Origin of the sequence: Streptomyces sp. NPDC004284 (assembly GCF_042874035.1) — a bacterium.
GTDB lineage: Bacteria > Actinomycetota > Actinomycetes > Streptomycetales > Streptomycetaceae > Streptomyces.
Genome location: NZ_JBIAMJ010000017.1, coordinates 160,213 through 174,315 on the forward strand (window position 1 = coordinate 160,213; position 14,103 = coordinate 174,315).

The 14,103-nt window shown below is 69.8% G+C and carries 13 protein-coding genes; 12 read left to right on the forward strand and 1 reads right to left on the reverse strand.

Going from position 1 to position 14,103, the window contains the following annotated elements; translation table 11 throughout:
* Positions 1-60: 60 nt before the first annotated feature.
* Entirely contained in the window at positions 61-948 is an 888-nt protein-coding gene (locus ACFYUS_RS32285; RefSeq protein WP_388860170.1) for a C40 family peptidase, read from the reverse strand.
* A 660-nt stretch (positions 949-1,608) separates the two neighbouring features.
* Between ACFYUS_RS32285 and ACFYUS_RS32290 the strand changes: the two genes are divergently transcribed.
* The 12 genes from ACFYUS_RS32290 to nuoL are packed head-to-tail and all read left to right on the forward strand — an operon-like array spanning position 1,609 to position 14,099.
* A complete protein-coding gene (locus tag ACFYUS_RS32290) occupies positions 1,609-1,968 on the forward strand; it encodes an NADH-quinone oxidoreductase subunit A (RefSeq protein ID WP_019888619.1) in 360 nt (119 codons plus the stop codon).
* A 17-nt stretch (positions 1,969-1,985) separates the two neighbouring features.
* Positions 1,986-2,540, forward strand: a complete 555-nt coding sequence (locus ACFYUS_RS32295) for an NADH-quinone oxidoreductase subunit B family protein (RefSeq protein ID WP_024756031.1) — start codon at positions 1,986-1,988, stop codon at positions 2,538-2,540.
* Complete coding sequence (locus ACFYUS_RS32300; RefSeq protein ID WP_388860174.1) at positions 2,537-3,268, forward strand: NADH-quinone oxidoreductase subunit C; 732 nt, start codon at positions 2,537-2,539, stop codon at positions 3,266-3,268. The genes ACFYUS_RS32295 and ACFYUS_RS32300 overlap by 4 nt, the downstream gene beginning before the upstream one ends.
* Positions 3,268-4,590, forward strand: a complete 1,323-nt coding sequence (locus ACFYUS_RS32305) for an NADH-quinone oxidoreductase subunit D (protein WP_388860177.1) — start codon at positions 3,268-3,270, stop codon at positions 4,588-4,590. The genes ACFYUS_RS32300 and ACFYUS_RS32305 overlap by 1 nt, the downstream gene beginning before the upstream one ends.
* Entirely contained in the window at positions 4,587-5,327 is a 741-nt protein-coding gene (gene nuoE / locus ACFYUS_RS32310; protein ID WP_388860179.1) for an NADH-quinone oxidoreductase subunit NuoE, read from the forward strand. Before ACFYUS_RS32305 ends, nuoE begins: the two co-directional genes overlap by 4 nt.
* On the forward strand, positions 5,324-6,676 hold the full coding sequence (nuoF, locus tag ACFYUS_RS32315) for an NADH-quinone oxidoreductase subunit NuoF (protein WP_388860182.1): 1,353 nt from the start codon (positions 5,324-5,326) through the stop codon (positions 6,674-6,676). Before nuoE ends, nuoF begins: the two co-directional genes overlap by 4 nt.
* Positions 6,673-9,156, forward strand: a complete 2,484-nt coding sequence (locus tag ACFYUS_RS32320) for an NADH-quinone oxidoreductase subunit G (RefSeq protein WP_388860185.1) — start codon at positions 6,673-6,675, stop codon at positions 9,154-9,156. The genes nuoF and ACFYUS_RS32320 overlap by 4 nt, the downstream gene beginning before the upstream one ends.
* Complete coding sequence (gene nuoH, locus ACFYUS_RS32325; RefSeq protein ID WP_388860188.1) at positions 9,153-10,514, forward strand: NADH-quinone oxidoreductase subunit NuoH; 1,362 nt, start codon at positions 9,153-9,155, stop codon at positions 10,512-10,514. Before ACFYUS_RS32320 ends, nuoH begins: the two co-directional genes overlap by 4 nt.
* Entirely contained in the window at positions 10,507-11,085 is a 579-nt protein-coding gene (nuoI, locus tag ACFYUS_RS32330) for an NADH-quinone oxidoreductase subunit NuoI (protein WP_388860191.1), read from the forward strand. Before nuoH ends, nuoI begins: the two co-directional genes overlap by 8 nt.
* Positions 11,082-11,900 carry an NADH-quinone oxidoreductase subunit J gene (locus ACFYUS_RS32335; RefSeq protein WP_388860194.1) on the forward strand — a complete coding sequence of 273 codons (819 nt, stop codon included), beginning with the start codon at positions 11,082-11,084 and terminating at the stop codon, positions 11,898-11,900. The genes nuoI and ACFYUS_RS32335 overlap by 4 nt, the downstream gene beginning before the upstream one ends.
* Positions 11,897-12,196, forward strand: a complete 300-nt coding sequence (gene nuoK / locus ACFYUS_RS32340) for an NADH-quinone oxidoreductase subunit NuoK (protein ID WP_189800457.1) — start codon at positions 11,897-11,899, stop codon at positions 12,194-12,196. Before ACFYUS_RS32335 ends, nuoK begins: the two co-directional genes overlap by 4 nt.
* 10 nt (positions 12,197-12,206) lie before the next feature.
* Positions 12,207-14,099, forward strand: a complete 1,893-nt coding sequence (nuoL, locus tag ACFYUS_RS32345; protein ID WP_388860199.1) for an NADH-quinone oxidoreductase subunit L — start codon at positions 12,207-12,209, stop codon at positions 14,097-14,099.
* Positions 14,100-14,103 lie beyond the last annotated feature (4 nt).

Genomic DNA, 14,103 nt, shown 5'->3' on the forward strand with positions numbered 1-14,103 from the left:
ACGGCGAAGGGCCGTCGCTCCCCCGAGGAGTGACGGCCCTTCGCCGTGAAGCCGGACGGCTCAGAGGATGCGGACCGCGCCCGAGGGGGTGTCCCAGTCGAGGCTGTGCTCGACCACGCCGCTGGACGGGTTCTGCGCGCCGACGTACTTGCCGCCGCCCACGTAGATGGCCACGTGGTACGAGCCGCTGCGGCTGCCCCAGTACAGGATGTCGCCCGGCTGGAGGTTGCTCAGGGAGACGGAGGTGCCCATGCTCGACTGCTGGTACGAGATGCGGGGCAGGTCGATGCCGGCCGCGCGGTAGGCGGCCTGGACGAGGCCGGAGCAGTCCCAGGAGTTGGGGCCGGTGCCGCCGGAGACGTAGGCGTCGCCGATCTGGGCCTTGGCGAAGGCCACGATCGCGGCGGCGGAGCCGGAGGGGGCCTGCGTCTGGCTGTCGTTCTGCGAGGCGGTGGAGCCGCTGTCGGAGGACGAGGAGGACGAGCCGCTGTCGCTGGACGAGCTCGTGGTGGAGAGCTGGGTGCGCGCGGCGTCGCGCGAGGCGCGCTCCGCGGCTTCCTTGCGCTCCTGCTCGGCCTTGAGGCGGGCCTTCTCGGCGCGCTCGGCGGCGGCCTTGCGCTCGGCCTCGGCCTTCGCCTTCTTGGCCTCCTTGGCGGCCTTGTGCAGCGCCGCGTCCTCCTGCGTCTGGAGGCTCTGGTCGAGGGCCTCCTGCTGGGAGGCCTCGGCGGAGGCGGCGACGGCGCTGGCGAGGCCGGCGCTGTCACCGTCGAGCGAGCCCAGGGTGGGCATCTCGATGGTCTCGGTCACCGGCTCGGCGTTCGCCGGGCCGGCAGCAGCGGCCACCGCGATGGTGCCGAGGACGCCACCGGCAACTCCGGCCCGGAGCGCGAGCTTCGAGGCGCTGCGGCGGGGCTTCCGGTGGCTGGGTATGTGAGCGGTGTGGGACATGGGAACAACCGCTATCAGGGCTTCACGGTTCCCTTCAAGAAACGTGGGGTGCGCCACAGTTGCCACCGGAACCCTTGAATCCGCCACCGTGGCGCCCTTATTGACGCCGTAACGGGCATATCGGGCACGGCTCATCCGGCCCTTGATCACGGCTTTTCATTGAAACGTCCGAATTGCCCGACGCTTACCACCTCTTGACGCCCTTGGCCAAGCCCTCTTCTTTCGGCCTTCTCGCGAAGTGACGCAGGTCACACATCGGCTCGTGAATGCGCGCACGCGTCCACCTCTGTACGTCCGACCCCCCTACCGGGCGACGGGCGGTTCCTTTATCACCCGTACGCATCCATCGCCAATTTGCCTGTACGGGCCAACACTTGATAGTGCGACACCCCCTCCGAGCAGCGATTTCCGGTCCGGATGTCACATCTGGTGATCACCTGGGTGCTTCGCGCAACAAGATCACCGCTCATCCGACTTGATGATCCTTCGTCAGGTGGTGGAGATCACAAAGTCCTTGCTGTACCCCGTGTCGCAGATCACAGAGGGGCGGGCATAAGATGCGGGGCAGCCGGGCTTGTGAACTGCCTCACATGGGGGCGATCTTTCACGGTCCGAGCGGTGCGGTCCAACGGTCAAGGACGACTGGAAGGAGCGAGGAGCGTGAATGCGTACGCGCCCGTCCTCGTGCTCGGTGCCCTGGGTGCGGGGTTTGCGATCTTCTCCGTGGTCATGGCCACGCTTATCGGGCCAAAGCGGTACAACAGGGCAAAACTTGAGGCGTACGAGTGCGGCATCGAACCGACGCCCACTCCCGCCGGAGGCGGTCGCTTCCCGATCAAGTACTACCTGACGGCGATGCTCTTCATCGTCTTCGACATCGAGATCGTCTTCCTCTACCCCTGGGCCGTCACCTTCGACGCCCTGGGGCTTTTCGGGCTCGTGGAGATGCTGCTCTTCGTGCTCACCGTCTTCGTCGCCTACGCGTACGTGTGGCGGCGCGGCGGCCTGGAATGGGACTGAGGGGCTGAGGGGCACCTATGGGACTCGAAGAGAAACTCCCGAGCGGCTTTCTGCTGACGACCGTCGAACAGGCCGCGGGCTGGGTGCGCAAGGCGTCCGTGTTCCCCGCGACCTTCGGCCTCGCCTGCTGCGCCATCGAGATGATGACCACCGGAGCCGGCCGGTACGACCTGGCCCGCTTCGGCATGGAGGTCTTCCGCGGCTCGCCGCGCCAGGCCGACCTGATGATCGTGGCCGGCCGGGTCAGCCAGAAGATGGCGCCCGTCCTGCGGCAGGTCTACGACCAGATGCCCAACCCCAAGTGGGTCATCTCCATGGGCGTCTGCGCCTCCTCGGGCGGCATGTTCAACAACTACGCGATCGTGCAGGGCGTCGACCACATCGTGCCGGTCGACATCTACCTGCCCGGCTGCCCGCCGCGTCCGGAGATGCTCCTGGACGCGATCCTCAAGCTCCACCAGAAGATCCAGACCTCCAAGCTCGGCGTGAACGCCGAGGAGGCGGCCCGCGAGGCGGAGGAGGCGGCGCTCAAGGCGCTGCCGACCATCGAGTTGAAGGGTCTGCTCCGTTGAGTGACGAAACCCCGAACCCCGAGAAGGAGCTCAGCGGGCAGAACCTGCCGGGCCAGCGCGGGGACCACGGCGAGGAGGTCCGCGTCCAGCGCGGCATGTTCGGCGCCAACAACGGCGGCGACACCTCCGGCTACGGCGGCCTCGTCCGCTCCGTCCGGCTCCCCGGCCCGGCCGCCCGCCCCTACGGCGGCTGGTTCGACGAGGTCGCCGACGAACTCGAAGGCGCCCTCGACGAGCAGGGCCTCCTCCCGGAGAACGCCATCGAGAAGACGGTCGTCGACCGCGGCGAGCTCACCTTCCACATCGAGCGCGAGCACCTCGTCCGCGTGGCCCGCACCCTGCGCGACGACCCGGCGCTCCGCTTCGAGCTCTGCACCGGCGTCTCCGGCGTCCACTACCCGGGGGACAAGGGCCGCGAGCTGCACGCCGTCTACCACCTGCGCTCGCTGACCCACGGCCGGCTGATCCGCCTGGAGGTCTCGGCCCCGGACGCCGACCCGCGCATCCCGTCCCTCGTCGCCGTCTACCCGACGAACGACTGGCACGAGCGCGAGACGTACGACTTCTTCGGCATCGTCTTCGACGGCCACCCCGCCCTCACCCGGATCATGATGCCGGACGACTGGCAGGGCCACCCGCAGCGCAAGGACTACCCCCTCGGCGGCATCGCCGTCGAGTACAAGGGCGCCCAGATCCCGGCTCCGGACCAGCGGAGGTCGTACAGCTGATGTCCACCGAACACGCGTCTCCGCGAGAGACCACAGAGGGCGCCGTCTACACGGTGACCGGCGGCGACTGGGAAGAGGTCGTCCAGTCCGCCGCGAAGGCCGACGACGAGCGCATCATCGTCAACATGGGCCCCCAGCACCCGTCCACCCACGGCGTGCTCCGCCTGATCCTGGAGATCGACGGCGAGACCGTCACCGAGGCCCGCTGCGGCATCGGCTACCTCCACACCGGCATCGAGAAGAACCTCGAATACCGGACCTGGACGCAGGGCACCACCTTCGTCACGCGCATGGACTACCTCACCTCGTTCTACAACGAGACGGCGTACTGCCTCGGCGTGGAGAAGCTCCTCGGCATCACCGAGCAGATCCCGGACCGCGCCAGCGTCATCCGCGTCCTGCTCATGGAGCTCAACCGGCTCTCCTCGCACCTGGTGTGCATCGCCACCGGCGGCATGGAGCTCGGCGCCACCACGATCATGATCTACGGCTTCCGGGACCGCGAGATGATCCTGGACCTGTACGAGCTGATCACCGGCCTGCGCATGAACCACGCGTTCATCCGCCCCGGAGGCCTCGCCCAGGACCTCCCGCCCGGCGCCGTCGACGCCGTGCGCGAGTTCGTGAAGACCATGAAGAAGAACCTGCCGGAGTACGACAAGCTCGCCACCGGCAACCCCATCTTCAAGGCCCGCATGCAGGACGTCGGCTACCTCGACCTCACCGGCTGCATGGCCCTCGGCGCCACCGGACCGATCCTCCGGTCGGCGGGCCTCCCGCACGACCTGCGGAAGACCGACCCGTACTGCGGCTACGAGAACTACGAGTTCGACATCCCGACCGCCGACACCTGCGACGCCTACGGACGCTTCCTCGTCCGCCTGGAGGAGATGCGCCAGTCCCTCCGGATCGTCGAGCAGTGCCTCGACCGCCTGGAGCCCGGCCCCGTCATGGTCGGCGACAAGAAGATCGCCTGGCCGGCGCAGCTCGCCCTCGGCGCCGACGGACTCGGCAACTCCACCGACCACATCGCGAAGATCATGGGCACCTCCATGGAGGCCCTGATCCACCACTTCAAGCTGGTCACCGAGGGCTTCCGGGTCCCCGCCGGGCAGGCCTACGCGGCCGTGGAATCGCCCAAGGGCGAGCTCGGCGTGCACGTCGTCTCCGACGGCGGCACCCGCCCCTACCGGGTCCACTTCCGCGACCCGTCCTTCACCAACCTCCAGGCCATGGCCGCGATGTGCGAGGGCGGCCAGGTCGCCGACGTCATCGTCGCCGTCGCCTCCATCGACCCCGTGATGGGAGGCGTCGACCGATGACCGAGAACGTCAGCCTGGGGATGCCCCAGCTTCCGGCGCCCGCTTACCCGGCGGACGTCCACGCCCGCCTGGAGGCGGACGCGCGGGCGATCATCGACCGCTACCCGGACTCCCGCTCCGCGCTCCTCCCCATGCTGCACCTCGTGCAGTCGGAGGAGGGCCACGTGACCCGCACCGGCATGCGGTTCTGCGCCGAACTCCTCGGCCTGACCACCGCCGAGGTCACCGCCGTCGCCACCTTCTACACGATGTACCGGCGCAAGCCCTCCGGCGACTACCAGGTCGGCGTCTGCACGAACACGCTCTGCGCCGTCATGGGCGGCGACGCCATCTTCGAGGAGCTCAAGCAGCACCTCGGCGTCGGGAACGACGAGACCACCGAGGACGGCAGGATCACGCTCGAGCACATCGAGTGCAACGCGGCCTGCGACTTCGCGCCCGTCGTGATGGTCAACTGGGAGTTCTTCGACAACCAGACGCCCGAGTCCGCCAAGAAGATGGTCGACGACCTCCGGGCCGGACGCACCGTCGAGCCCACCCGCGGCGCCCCGCTCTGCACCTTCAAGGAGACCGCCCGCATCCTCGCCGGCTTCCCCGACGAGCGCCCCGGCGCCGTCGAGGCCACCGGCGGAGCCGGCCCCGCCTCCCTCGTCGGCCTGCGCCTGGCCAAGGGAGAGACCCCGCACCACCGAATCGTCCACCCGCGCGGTGAGGCAGCCAGTCAGGAGGGGGAGTGATGACCTTGGCCGCCGAGATCAACAACAGCAGCCCCGAGAAGTTGCTCTCGCCCGTCCTCTCGGCCTTCTGGGACCAGCCCGACTCCTGGACCCTGGAGACCTACGAACGCCACGAGGGCTACCGGGGCCTCAAGAAGGCCCTCGCGATGAGCCCCGACGACCTCATCGCCTACGTCAAGGAATCCGGCCTCCGCGGACGCGGCGGCGCCGGCTTCCCCACCGGCATGAAGTGGCAGTTCATCCCGCAGGGCGACGGCAAGCCCCACTACCTCGTCGTCAACGCCGACGAGTCCGAACCCGGCACCTGCAAGGACATCCCCCTCCTCTTCGCCAACCCGCACTCCCTCATCGAAGGCATCGTGATCGCCTGCTACGCGATCCGCTCCAGCCACGCCTTCATCTATCTGCGCGGCGAGGTCGTCCCCGTCCTGCGCCGCCTCCACGAGGCCGTCCGCGAGGCCTACGCCGCCGGCTACCTCGGCACGAACATCCTCGGCAGCGGACTCGACCTCGAACTCACCGTGCACGCCGGCGCCGGCGCGTACATCTGCGGTGAGGAGACCGCACTGCTCGACTCGCTCGAAGGGCGCCGCGGCCAGCCCCGGCTGCGTCCCCCCTTCCCCGCGGTCGCCGGTCTGTACGCCTGCCCCACTGTGGTGAACAACGTCGAATCCATCGCCTCGGTTCCCGCGATCCTCAACAAGGGCAAGGACTGGTTCACGTCGATGGGCAGCGAGAAGTCCCCGGGCTTCACGCTGTACTCGCTCAGCGGGCACGTCGCCTCGCCCGGCCAGTACGAGGCGCCCCTCGGCATCACCCTGCGCCAGCTCCTCGACATGAGCGGCGGCATGCGCCCCGGCCACCGGCTCAAGTTCTGGACGCCCGGCGGCTCCTCCACCCCCATGTTCACCGAGGAGCACCTCGACGTGCCCCTCGACTACGAGGGCGTCGGCGCCGCCGGATCGATGCTCGGCACCAAGGCCCTCCAGTGCTTCGACGAGACCACCTGCGTCGTCCGGGCCGTCACCCGCTGGACCGAGTTCTACGCCCACGAGTCCTGCGGCAAGTGCACGCCCTGCCGCGAGGGCACGTACTGGCTCGTCCAGTTGCTCCGCGACATCGAGGCCGGCAAGGGCCAGATGTCCGACCTCGACAAGCTGGGCGACATCGCCGACAACATCAACGGCAAGTCGTTCTGCGCCCTCGGCGACGGCGCCGCCTCGCCGATCTTCTCCTCGCTGAAGTACTTCCGCGAGGAGTACGAGCAGCACATCACGGGCAAGGGCTGCCCCTTCGACCCGGCCAAGTCGACCGCCTGGGCGGACAACCACAAGGAGGTGACCGCATGACCGTCACCACGTCCGGCTCGGCGGGCGGCGGCAGCCCGGCCGTACCCCCCGAGGATCTGGTCACGCTGACCATCGACGGCGCAGAGATCTCCGTCCCCAAGGGGACGCTGGTCATCCGCGCCGCCGAACAGCTCGGCATCGAGATCCCGCGCTTCTGCGACCACCCGCTCCTCGACCCCGCCGGCGCCTGCCGCCAGTGCATCGTCGAGGTCGAGGGCCAGCGCAAGCCCATGGCCTCCTGCACCATCACCTGCACCGACGGCATGGTGGTCAGGTCGCAGCTCACCTCGCCCGTCGCCGAGAAGGCCCAGCACGGGGTGATGGAGCTGCTGCTCATCAACCACCCCCTCGACTGCCCCGTCTGCGACAAGGGCGGCGAGTGCCCCCTGCAGAACCAGGCCATGTCCCACGGACAGGCCGAGTCCCGCTTCGAGGGCGTCAAGCGGACCTACGAGAAGCCGATCCCGCTCTCCACGCAGGTGCTGCTCGACCGCGAGCGCTGCGTGCTCTGCGCCCGCTGCACCCGCTTCTCCCACCAGGTCGCCGGCGACCCGATGATCGAACTGATCGAGCGCGGCGCGCTCCAGCAGGTCGGCCTCGGCAACAGCGACCCCTTCGAGTCGTACTTCTCCGGCAACACCATCCAGATCTGCCCGGTCGGCGCCCTCACCTCGGCCGCCTACCGCTTCCGCTCCCGCCCCTTCGACCTGGTCTCCTCGCCGTCCGTCTGCGAGCACTGCGCCGGCGGCTGCGCCACCCGCACCGACCACCGGCGCGGCAAGGTCATGCGGCGGCTCGCCGCCGAGGACCCCGAGGTCAACGAGGAGTGGATCTGCGACAAGGGCCGCTTCGGCTTCCGGTACGCCCAGCAGCGCGACCGGCTCACCACGCCGCTCGTCCGGAACCCCGACACCGGTGAGCTGGAGACCGCGTCCTGGCCCGAGGCCCTGGAGGCCGCCGCCCGCGGGCTCGTCCGCGGCCGGACCGGCGTCCTGACCGGCGGCCGCCTGACCGTCGAGGACTCCTACGCGTACGCCAAGTTCGCCCGGGTCGCCCTCGACACCAACGACATCGACTTCCGGGCCCGGATCCACTCCGGCGAGGAGGCCGACTTCCTGGCCTCCGCCGTCGCCGGACGCGGCCGCGACCTGGACGGGTCGGGCGTCACGTACACCTCGCTCGAAGCCGCCCCGGCCGTGCTCCTCGTCGGCCTGGAGTCCGAGGAGGAGGCCCCCGGCGTCTTCCTGCGGCTCCGCAAGGCCTGGCGCAAGCGCGGCCAGAAGACGTACGCCATCGCCCCGTTCGCGACCCGCGGCCTGGAGAAGGCGGGCGGCACCCTGCTGCCCGCCGCCCCCGGCACCGAGACCGAGTGGCTCGACGCCCTCACCTCCCGGGTCGGCCTCTCCGAGGACGGCGCCGCCGCGGCCGAGGCCCTCCGCCAGGAGGGCGCCGTCCTCGCCGTCGGCGAGCGGCTCGCGGGCGTGCCCGGCGCGTTCACCGCCGCCCTCCGCGCCTCCGTCGCCACCGGCGCCCGCCTCGTGTGGATCCCGCGCCGCTCCGGCGAGCGCGGCGCCGTCGAGGCCGGGGCGCTCCCCGCGCTGCTGCCCGGCGGCCGGCCCGCGACCGATCCCCGCGCGCGTGAGGAGGTCGCCGCCGCCTGGGGCGTCCGCGAACTCCCGCACCGCTACGGCCGCGACACCGGCCAGATCGTGGAGGCCGCCGCGGGCGGCGAACTCGTGGCGCTGCTCGTCGCCGGCGTCGAGGTCGCCGACCTGCCGGACCCGGCACGCGCGCGCGAGGCCCTCGACGCGGCCTTCGTGGTCTCCCTGGAGCTGCGGCCCGGCGAGGTCACCGAGCGCGCCGACGTGGTCCTGCCGGTCGCGGCCGTCGCCGAGAAGCCCGGCACCTTCCTCAACTGGGAGGGCAGGGCCCGGCTCTTCGAGGCCGCGCTCAAGCCCGAGCAGATGACGAGGCCGCTCGCCCCGACCGACGCCCGCGTCCTCCACATGCTCGCCGACGCCCTCGACGTCCACCTCGGCCTGCCCGACCTGCGGTCGGCCCGCCGGGAGCTGGACCGGCTCGGCGGCTGGACCGAGGAGCGGGCCTCCGAGCCCACCGCGCACGCGGTGCCCGCGCCCCGGCCCGGCGAGGGCGAGGCCGTCCTCGCCGGACACCGCCTCCTCCTCGACCTCGGCAGGCTCCAGGAGGGCGACACCGCCCTGGCCGGCACCCGGCACGCCGCGGTCGCCCGGCTCTCCGCCACCACCGCCGCCGACACCGGCGTCAAGGACGGCGACGTCCTGGAGGTGACCGGCCCCGCGGGCTCCGTCGCCTTCCCGCTCCAGGTCACCGAGATGCCCGACCGGGTCGTCTGGCTCCCGCTGAACTCGGCCGGCCGCGGCGTCCTCTCCGACACCGGCGCCCACCCCGGCGACCTGGTCCGCATCGGCCCGGCGACCCCGCAGGAGGTGCAGGCATGACCACGCCGCTCGCCGCCGAAGACCTGTCCATGTTCGGCACGGACCCCTGGTGGCTCGTGCTGATCAAGGCCGTCTTCTGCTTCGCCTTCCTGATGATCACCGTGCTCTTCTCCATCGTGTGGGAGCGCAAGGTCGTCGCCTGGATGCAGCTGCGCATCGGCCCCAACCGGCACGGCCCCTGGGGCCTCCTCCAGTCCCTCGCGGACGGCATCAAGCTGATGCTCAAGGAGGACGTGATCGTCAAGAAGGCCGACAAGGTCGTCTACGTCCTGGCCCCGATCGTCGCCGCGATCCCCGCCTTCATGGCGATCGCCGTGATCCCCTTCGGCCCGGCCGACGACGAGGTCTCGATCTTCGGCCACCGCACGGCGATGCAGCTCACCGACCTGCCGATCGCGATGCTGTACATCCTCGCGGTCGCCTCCGTCGGCATCTACGGCATCGTCCTCGCCGGCTGGTCCTCCGGCTCCACGTACCCGCTGCTCGGCGGCCTGCGGTCCTGCGCGCAGATGATCTCGTACGAGATCGCCATGGGCGCGGCCTTCGCCTCGGTCTTCCTCTACTCCGGGTCGATGTCGACCTCGAAGATCGTCGAGGCGCAGGCGGACCGCTGGTTCGTGATCCTGCTGCCGGTCTCGTTCATCATCTACATCGTCACGATGGTCGGCGAGACGAACCGCGCCCCCTTCGACATGCCGGAGTCCGAGGGCGACCTCGTCGGCGGCTTCAACACCGAGTACTCGTCCATCAAGTTCGCGATGTTCATGCTCGCCGAGTACGTGAACATGGTGACGGTCTCGGCCGTGTCGGTGACCCTCTTCCTGGGCGGCTGGCGGGCCCCGTGGCCGATCTCCACCTTCTGGGAGGGCGCGAACCACGGCTGGTGGCCGATGCTCTGGTTCGTCGTCAAGGTGCAGCTGCTGCTGTTCTTCTTCATCTGGCTCCGCGGCACCCTGCCCCGCGTCCGCTACGACCAGCTGATGAAGCTCGGCTGGAAGGTCCTCATCCCGGTCGCCGTGGTCTGGCTGATGCTGGTCGCCACCGTCCGCGCGCTGCGGAACGAGAACATCGCCTTCTCCAACATCGTGCTGTACGTGGCCGGCGCCGTCCTCGCGCTGCTGCTCCTCTCCTTCCTGGTCGACACGTTCCGCGACCGGAAGGCGAAGGCGGCCGAGCCCCGGCCCGCCGACGAGCGCGCCTTCGACCCGATGGCCGGCGGCTTCCCCGTGCCGCCCAAGCCCGGACAGTCCCTGCCGCCCGTGCCGCGGCGCAGGCCCCGGCACGACCGGGACCTCGTTGTCAGTGGTGGCCCCGATACTGCTACCGAGAGTGACGAAAGGGGGACGGACGGTGTCTGATTTCCAGAATCCGGTGGCCGGCTTCGGCGTGACCTTCAAGGCCATGTTCAAGAAGCGGCTGACCGAGCAGTACCCGGAGCAGCAGAAGACGACGGCGCCCCGCTTCCACGGCCGGCACCAGCTCAACCGTCACCCCGACGGTCTGGAGAAGTGCGTCGGCTGCGAACTGTGCGCCTGGGCCTGTCCCGCCGACGCCATCTACGTGGAGGGCGCGGACAACACCGACGAGGAGCGCTACTCGCCGGGCGAGCGGTACGGCCGCGTCTACCAGATCAACTACGCCCGCTGCATCCTCTGCGGGCTGTGCATCGAGGCGTGCCCCACGCGCGCGCTGACGATGACCAACGAGTTCGAGCTGGCCGACTCCTCCCGCGAGGCCCTGATCTACACCAAGGAGCAGCTCCTCGCGGGCCTGACCGAGGAGATGGTCGACACCCCGCACGCGATCTTCCCGGGCATGACCGAGCAGGACTACTACCAGGGCCTGGTCACCGAGGCCGCGCCCGGAACGGTCCGTCAGGTCGCCGTGTCCAAGGGGGAGAAGGGCGAGCCGGAGGGGGCGGACGCATGAGCGCGAACCTGGCCTCGTACACGACGTCCACCGGTGAGGCCTTCCAGTTCTGGGTCCTCGGCACCGTCGCCGTCGTCGGCGCGCTGTCCACGGTCCTGATGAAGAAGGCCGTGCACTCGGCGCTCTCCCTCGCCGGGACCATGATCGTCCTGGCGGTCTTCTACCTCGCCAACGGCGCGTACTTCCTCGGCATCGTCCAGGTCGTCGTCTACACCGGCGCGATCATGATGCTCTTCCTCTTCGTCGTCATGCTGGTCGGCGTCACGGCCGCGGACTCGCTGAAGGAGACCATCAAGGGCCAGCGCTGGCTGGCCGCCGCCTGCGGCCTCGGCTTCGGCATCCTGCTCGCCGCCGGCATCGGCAACGCCTCGCTGACGGAGTTCGCCGGCCTCGGCGCCGCCAACAGCGCGAACGGCGGAAACGTCGAGGGCCTCGCCGCCCTCATCTTCACCAAGTACGTCTTCGCCTTCGAGATCACCGGCGCGCTGCTGATCACGGCGGCCGTCGGCGCGATGGTGCTCACCCACCGCGAGCGCACCGAGCGGGCCCGCACCCAGCGCGAGCTGTCCGAGCAGCGCGTGCGCGAGGGCAAGCACGTGCCGCCGCTGCCCGCGCCCGGCGTCTACGCCCGGCACAACGCCGTCGACATCGCCGGTCTGCTGCCCGACGGCACCCCGGCGGAGCTCACCGTCATGCAGACCCTCCGCAAGCGGGGCCAGATCCGGGACGTGTCGAACGAGGCGCTCTCGGACCTCAAGGCCCTGGAGCAGCGCTCCTCCGAGCGCCTGGGCCGCGAAGAGGAGGCCTCCCGGTGAATCCCGTCAACTACCTGTACCTCGCCGCCCTGCTGTTCACCATCGGTGCGGTCGGGGTGCTGATCCGGCGCAACGCGATCGTCGTCTTCATGTGCGTCGAGCTCATGCTCAACGCCTGCAACCTCGCGTTCGTCACCTTCTCCCGCATGCACGGCAACCTCGACGGCCAGATCATCGCCTTCTTCACGATGGTCGTCGCCGCCGCGGAGGTCGTCGTCGGGCTCGCGATCATCGTGTCCGTCTTCCGTGCCCGCCACTCGGCCTCGGTCGACGACGCCAGCCTGATGAAGCTGTGAGGGGCTGACCGTGGAAAATCTCATTGCGCTGCTCATCGGGGCGCCCCTGCTCGGCGCGGCGGTGCTGCTCTGCGGCGGCCGGCGGCTCGACAAGTACGGGCACTGGCTCGGCACGCTCCTCGCGGCCGTCTCCTTCGTGATCGGCCTGGCGCTCTTCGCCGACATGCTCGGCAAGAGCGCCGACGACCGGGCCCTGCACCAGACGCTCTACACCTGGATCCCCGTCGAGGGCTTCCAGGCGGACATGGCCTTCCAGCTCGACCAGCTGTCGATGACCTTCGTCCTGCTGATCACCGGGGTCGGCACGCTCATCCACGTCTACTCCATCGGATACATGGAGCACGACGAGCGCCGCCGCCGGTTCTTCGGCTACCTCAACCTGTTCGTCGCGGCGATGCTCCTGCTCGTCCTCGCCGACAACTACCTGCTCCTGTACTTCGGCTGGGAGGGCGTCGGCCTCGCCTCGTACCTCCTGATCGGCTTCTGGCAGCACAAGCCCAGCGCGGCCACCGCCGCGAAGAAGGCGTTCATCGTCAACCGGGTCGGCGACATGGGCCTGTCGATCGCCATCATGATCATGTTCACCACCTTCGGCACCTTCGCCTTCGGCCCGGTGCTCGAAGCGACCGGCCAGGCCTCCGAGGGCAAGCTGACCGCGATCGGCCTGATGCTGCTCCTCGCCGCCTGCGGCAAGTCGGCCCAGGTGCCGCTGCAGTCCTGGCTCGGGGACGCGATGGAGGGCCCGACCCCGGTCTCGGCCCTCATCCACGCGGCCACGATGGTGACCGCCGGCGTGTACCTGATCGTCCGCTCCGCCGACATCTTCAACGCGGCGCCGGACGCCCAGCTCGTCGTCACCGTCGTCGGCGCCGTCACGCTCCTCTTCGGTGCGATCGTCGGTTGCGCGAAGGACGACATCAAGAAGGCGCTCGCCGGTTCGACGATGTCGCAGATCGGCTACATGATCCTGGCGGCCGGCCTCGGCCCCATCGGCTACGTCTTCGCGATCATGCACCTGGTGACGCACGGCTTCTTCAAGGCCGGGCTCTTCCTCGGCGCCGGCTCCGTCATGCACGGCATGAACGACGAGGTCGACATGCGGAAGTACGGCGGCCTGCGGAAGTACATGCCGGTCACCTTCATCACCTTCGGCCTCGGCTACCTCGCGATCATCGGCTTCCCGGGCCTGTCCGGCTTCTTCTCCAAGGACAAGATCATCGAGGCGGCCTTCGCCAAGGGCGGCACCGAGGGCTGGATCCTCGGCACGGTCACCCTGATCGGCGCGGCCATCACCGCGTACTACATGACCCGCGTGATGCTGATGACCTTCTTCGGCGAGAAGCGCTGGCAGGACGACGAGAACGGCCGGCCTCCGCACCCGCACGAGTCGCCCAAGTCCATGGTCATCCCCATGGTCCTGCTCGCCGTCGGCTCGGTCGCCGCGGGCGCCCTCTTCGAGTTCTCCGGCTTCGTCGAATGGCTGGAGCCGGTCACCGGTTTCGCGCACGGCCACTCGCCGCTCAGCGCCGCCGCCGTCACCGCCGCCACCGTCACCGTCATGGTGATCGGCGTCGGCCTCGCGTACCTCCAGTACGGCCGCAAGCCCGTCCCGGTGGTCGCCCCGCGCGGCTCGCTCCTCACCCGTGCCGCCCGCCGCGACCTGCTCCAGGACGACTTCAACCACGCCGTCTTCGTCACCGGCGGCACGCACCTGACGCGCTCGCTCGTGTACGTCGACCACAGCCTGGTCGACGGCGTCGTCAACGGCACCGCGGCCGCGGTCGGCGGACTCTCCGGCCGGCTGCGCAAGCTCCAGAACGGCTACGCCCGCACGTACGCGGTCTCCATGTTCGGAGGTACGGCGGTGCTGATCGCCGCGACCCTGCTGATGAGGGCGGTGTAACTCC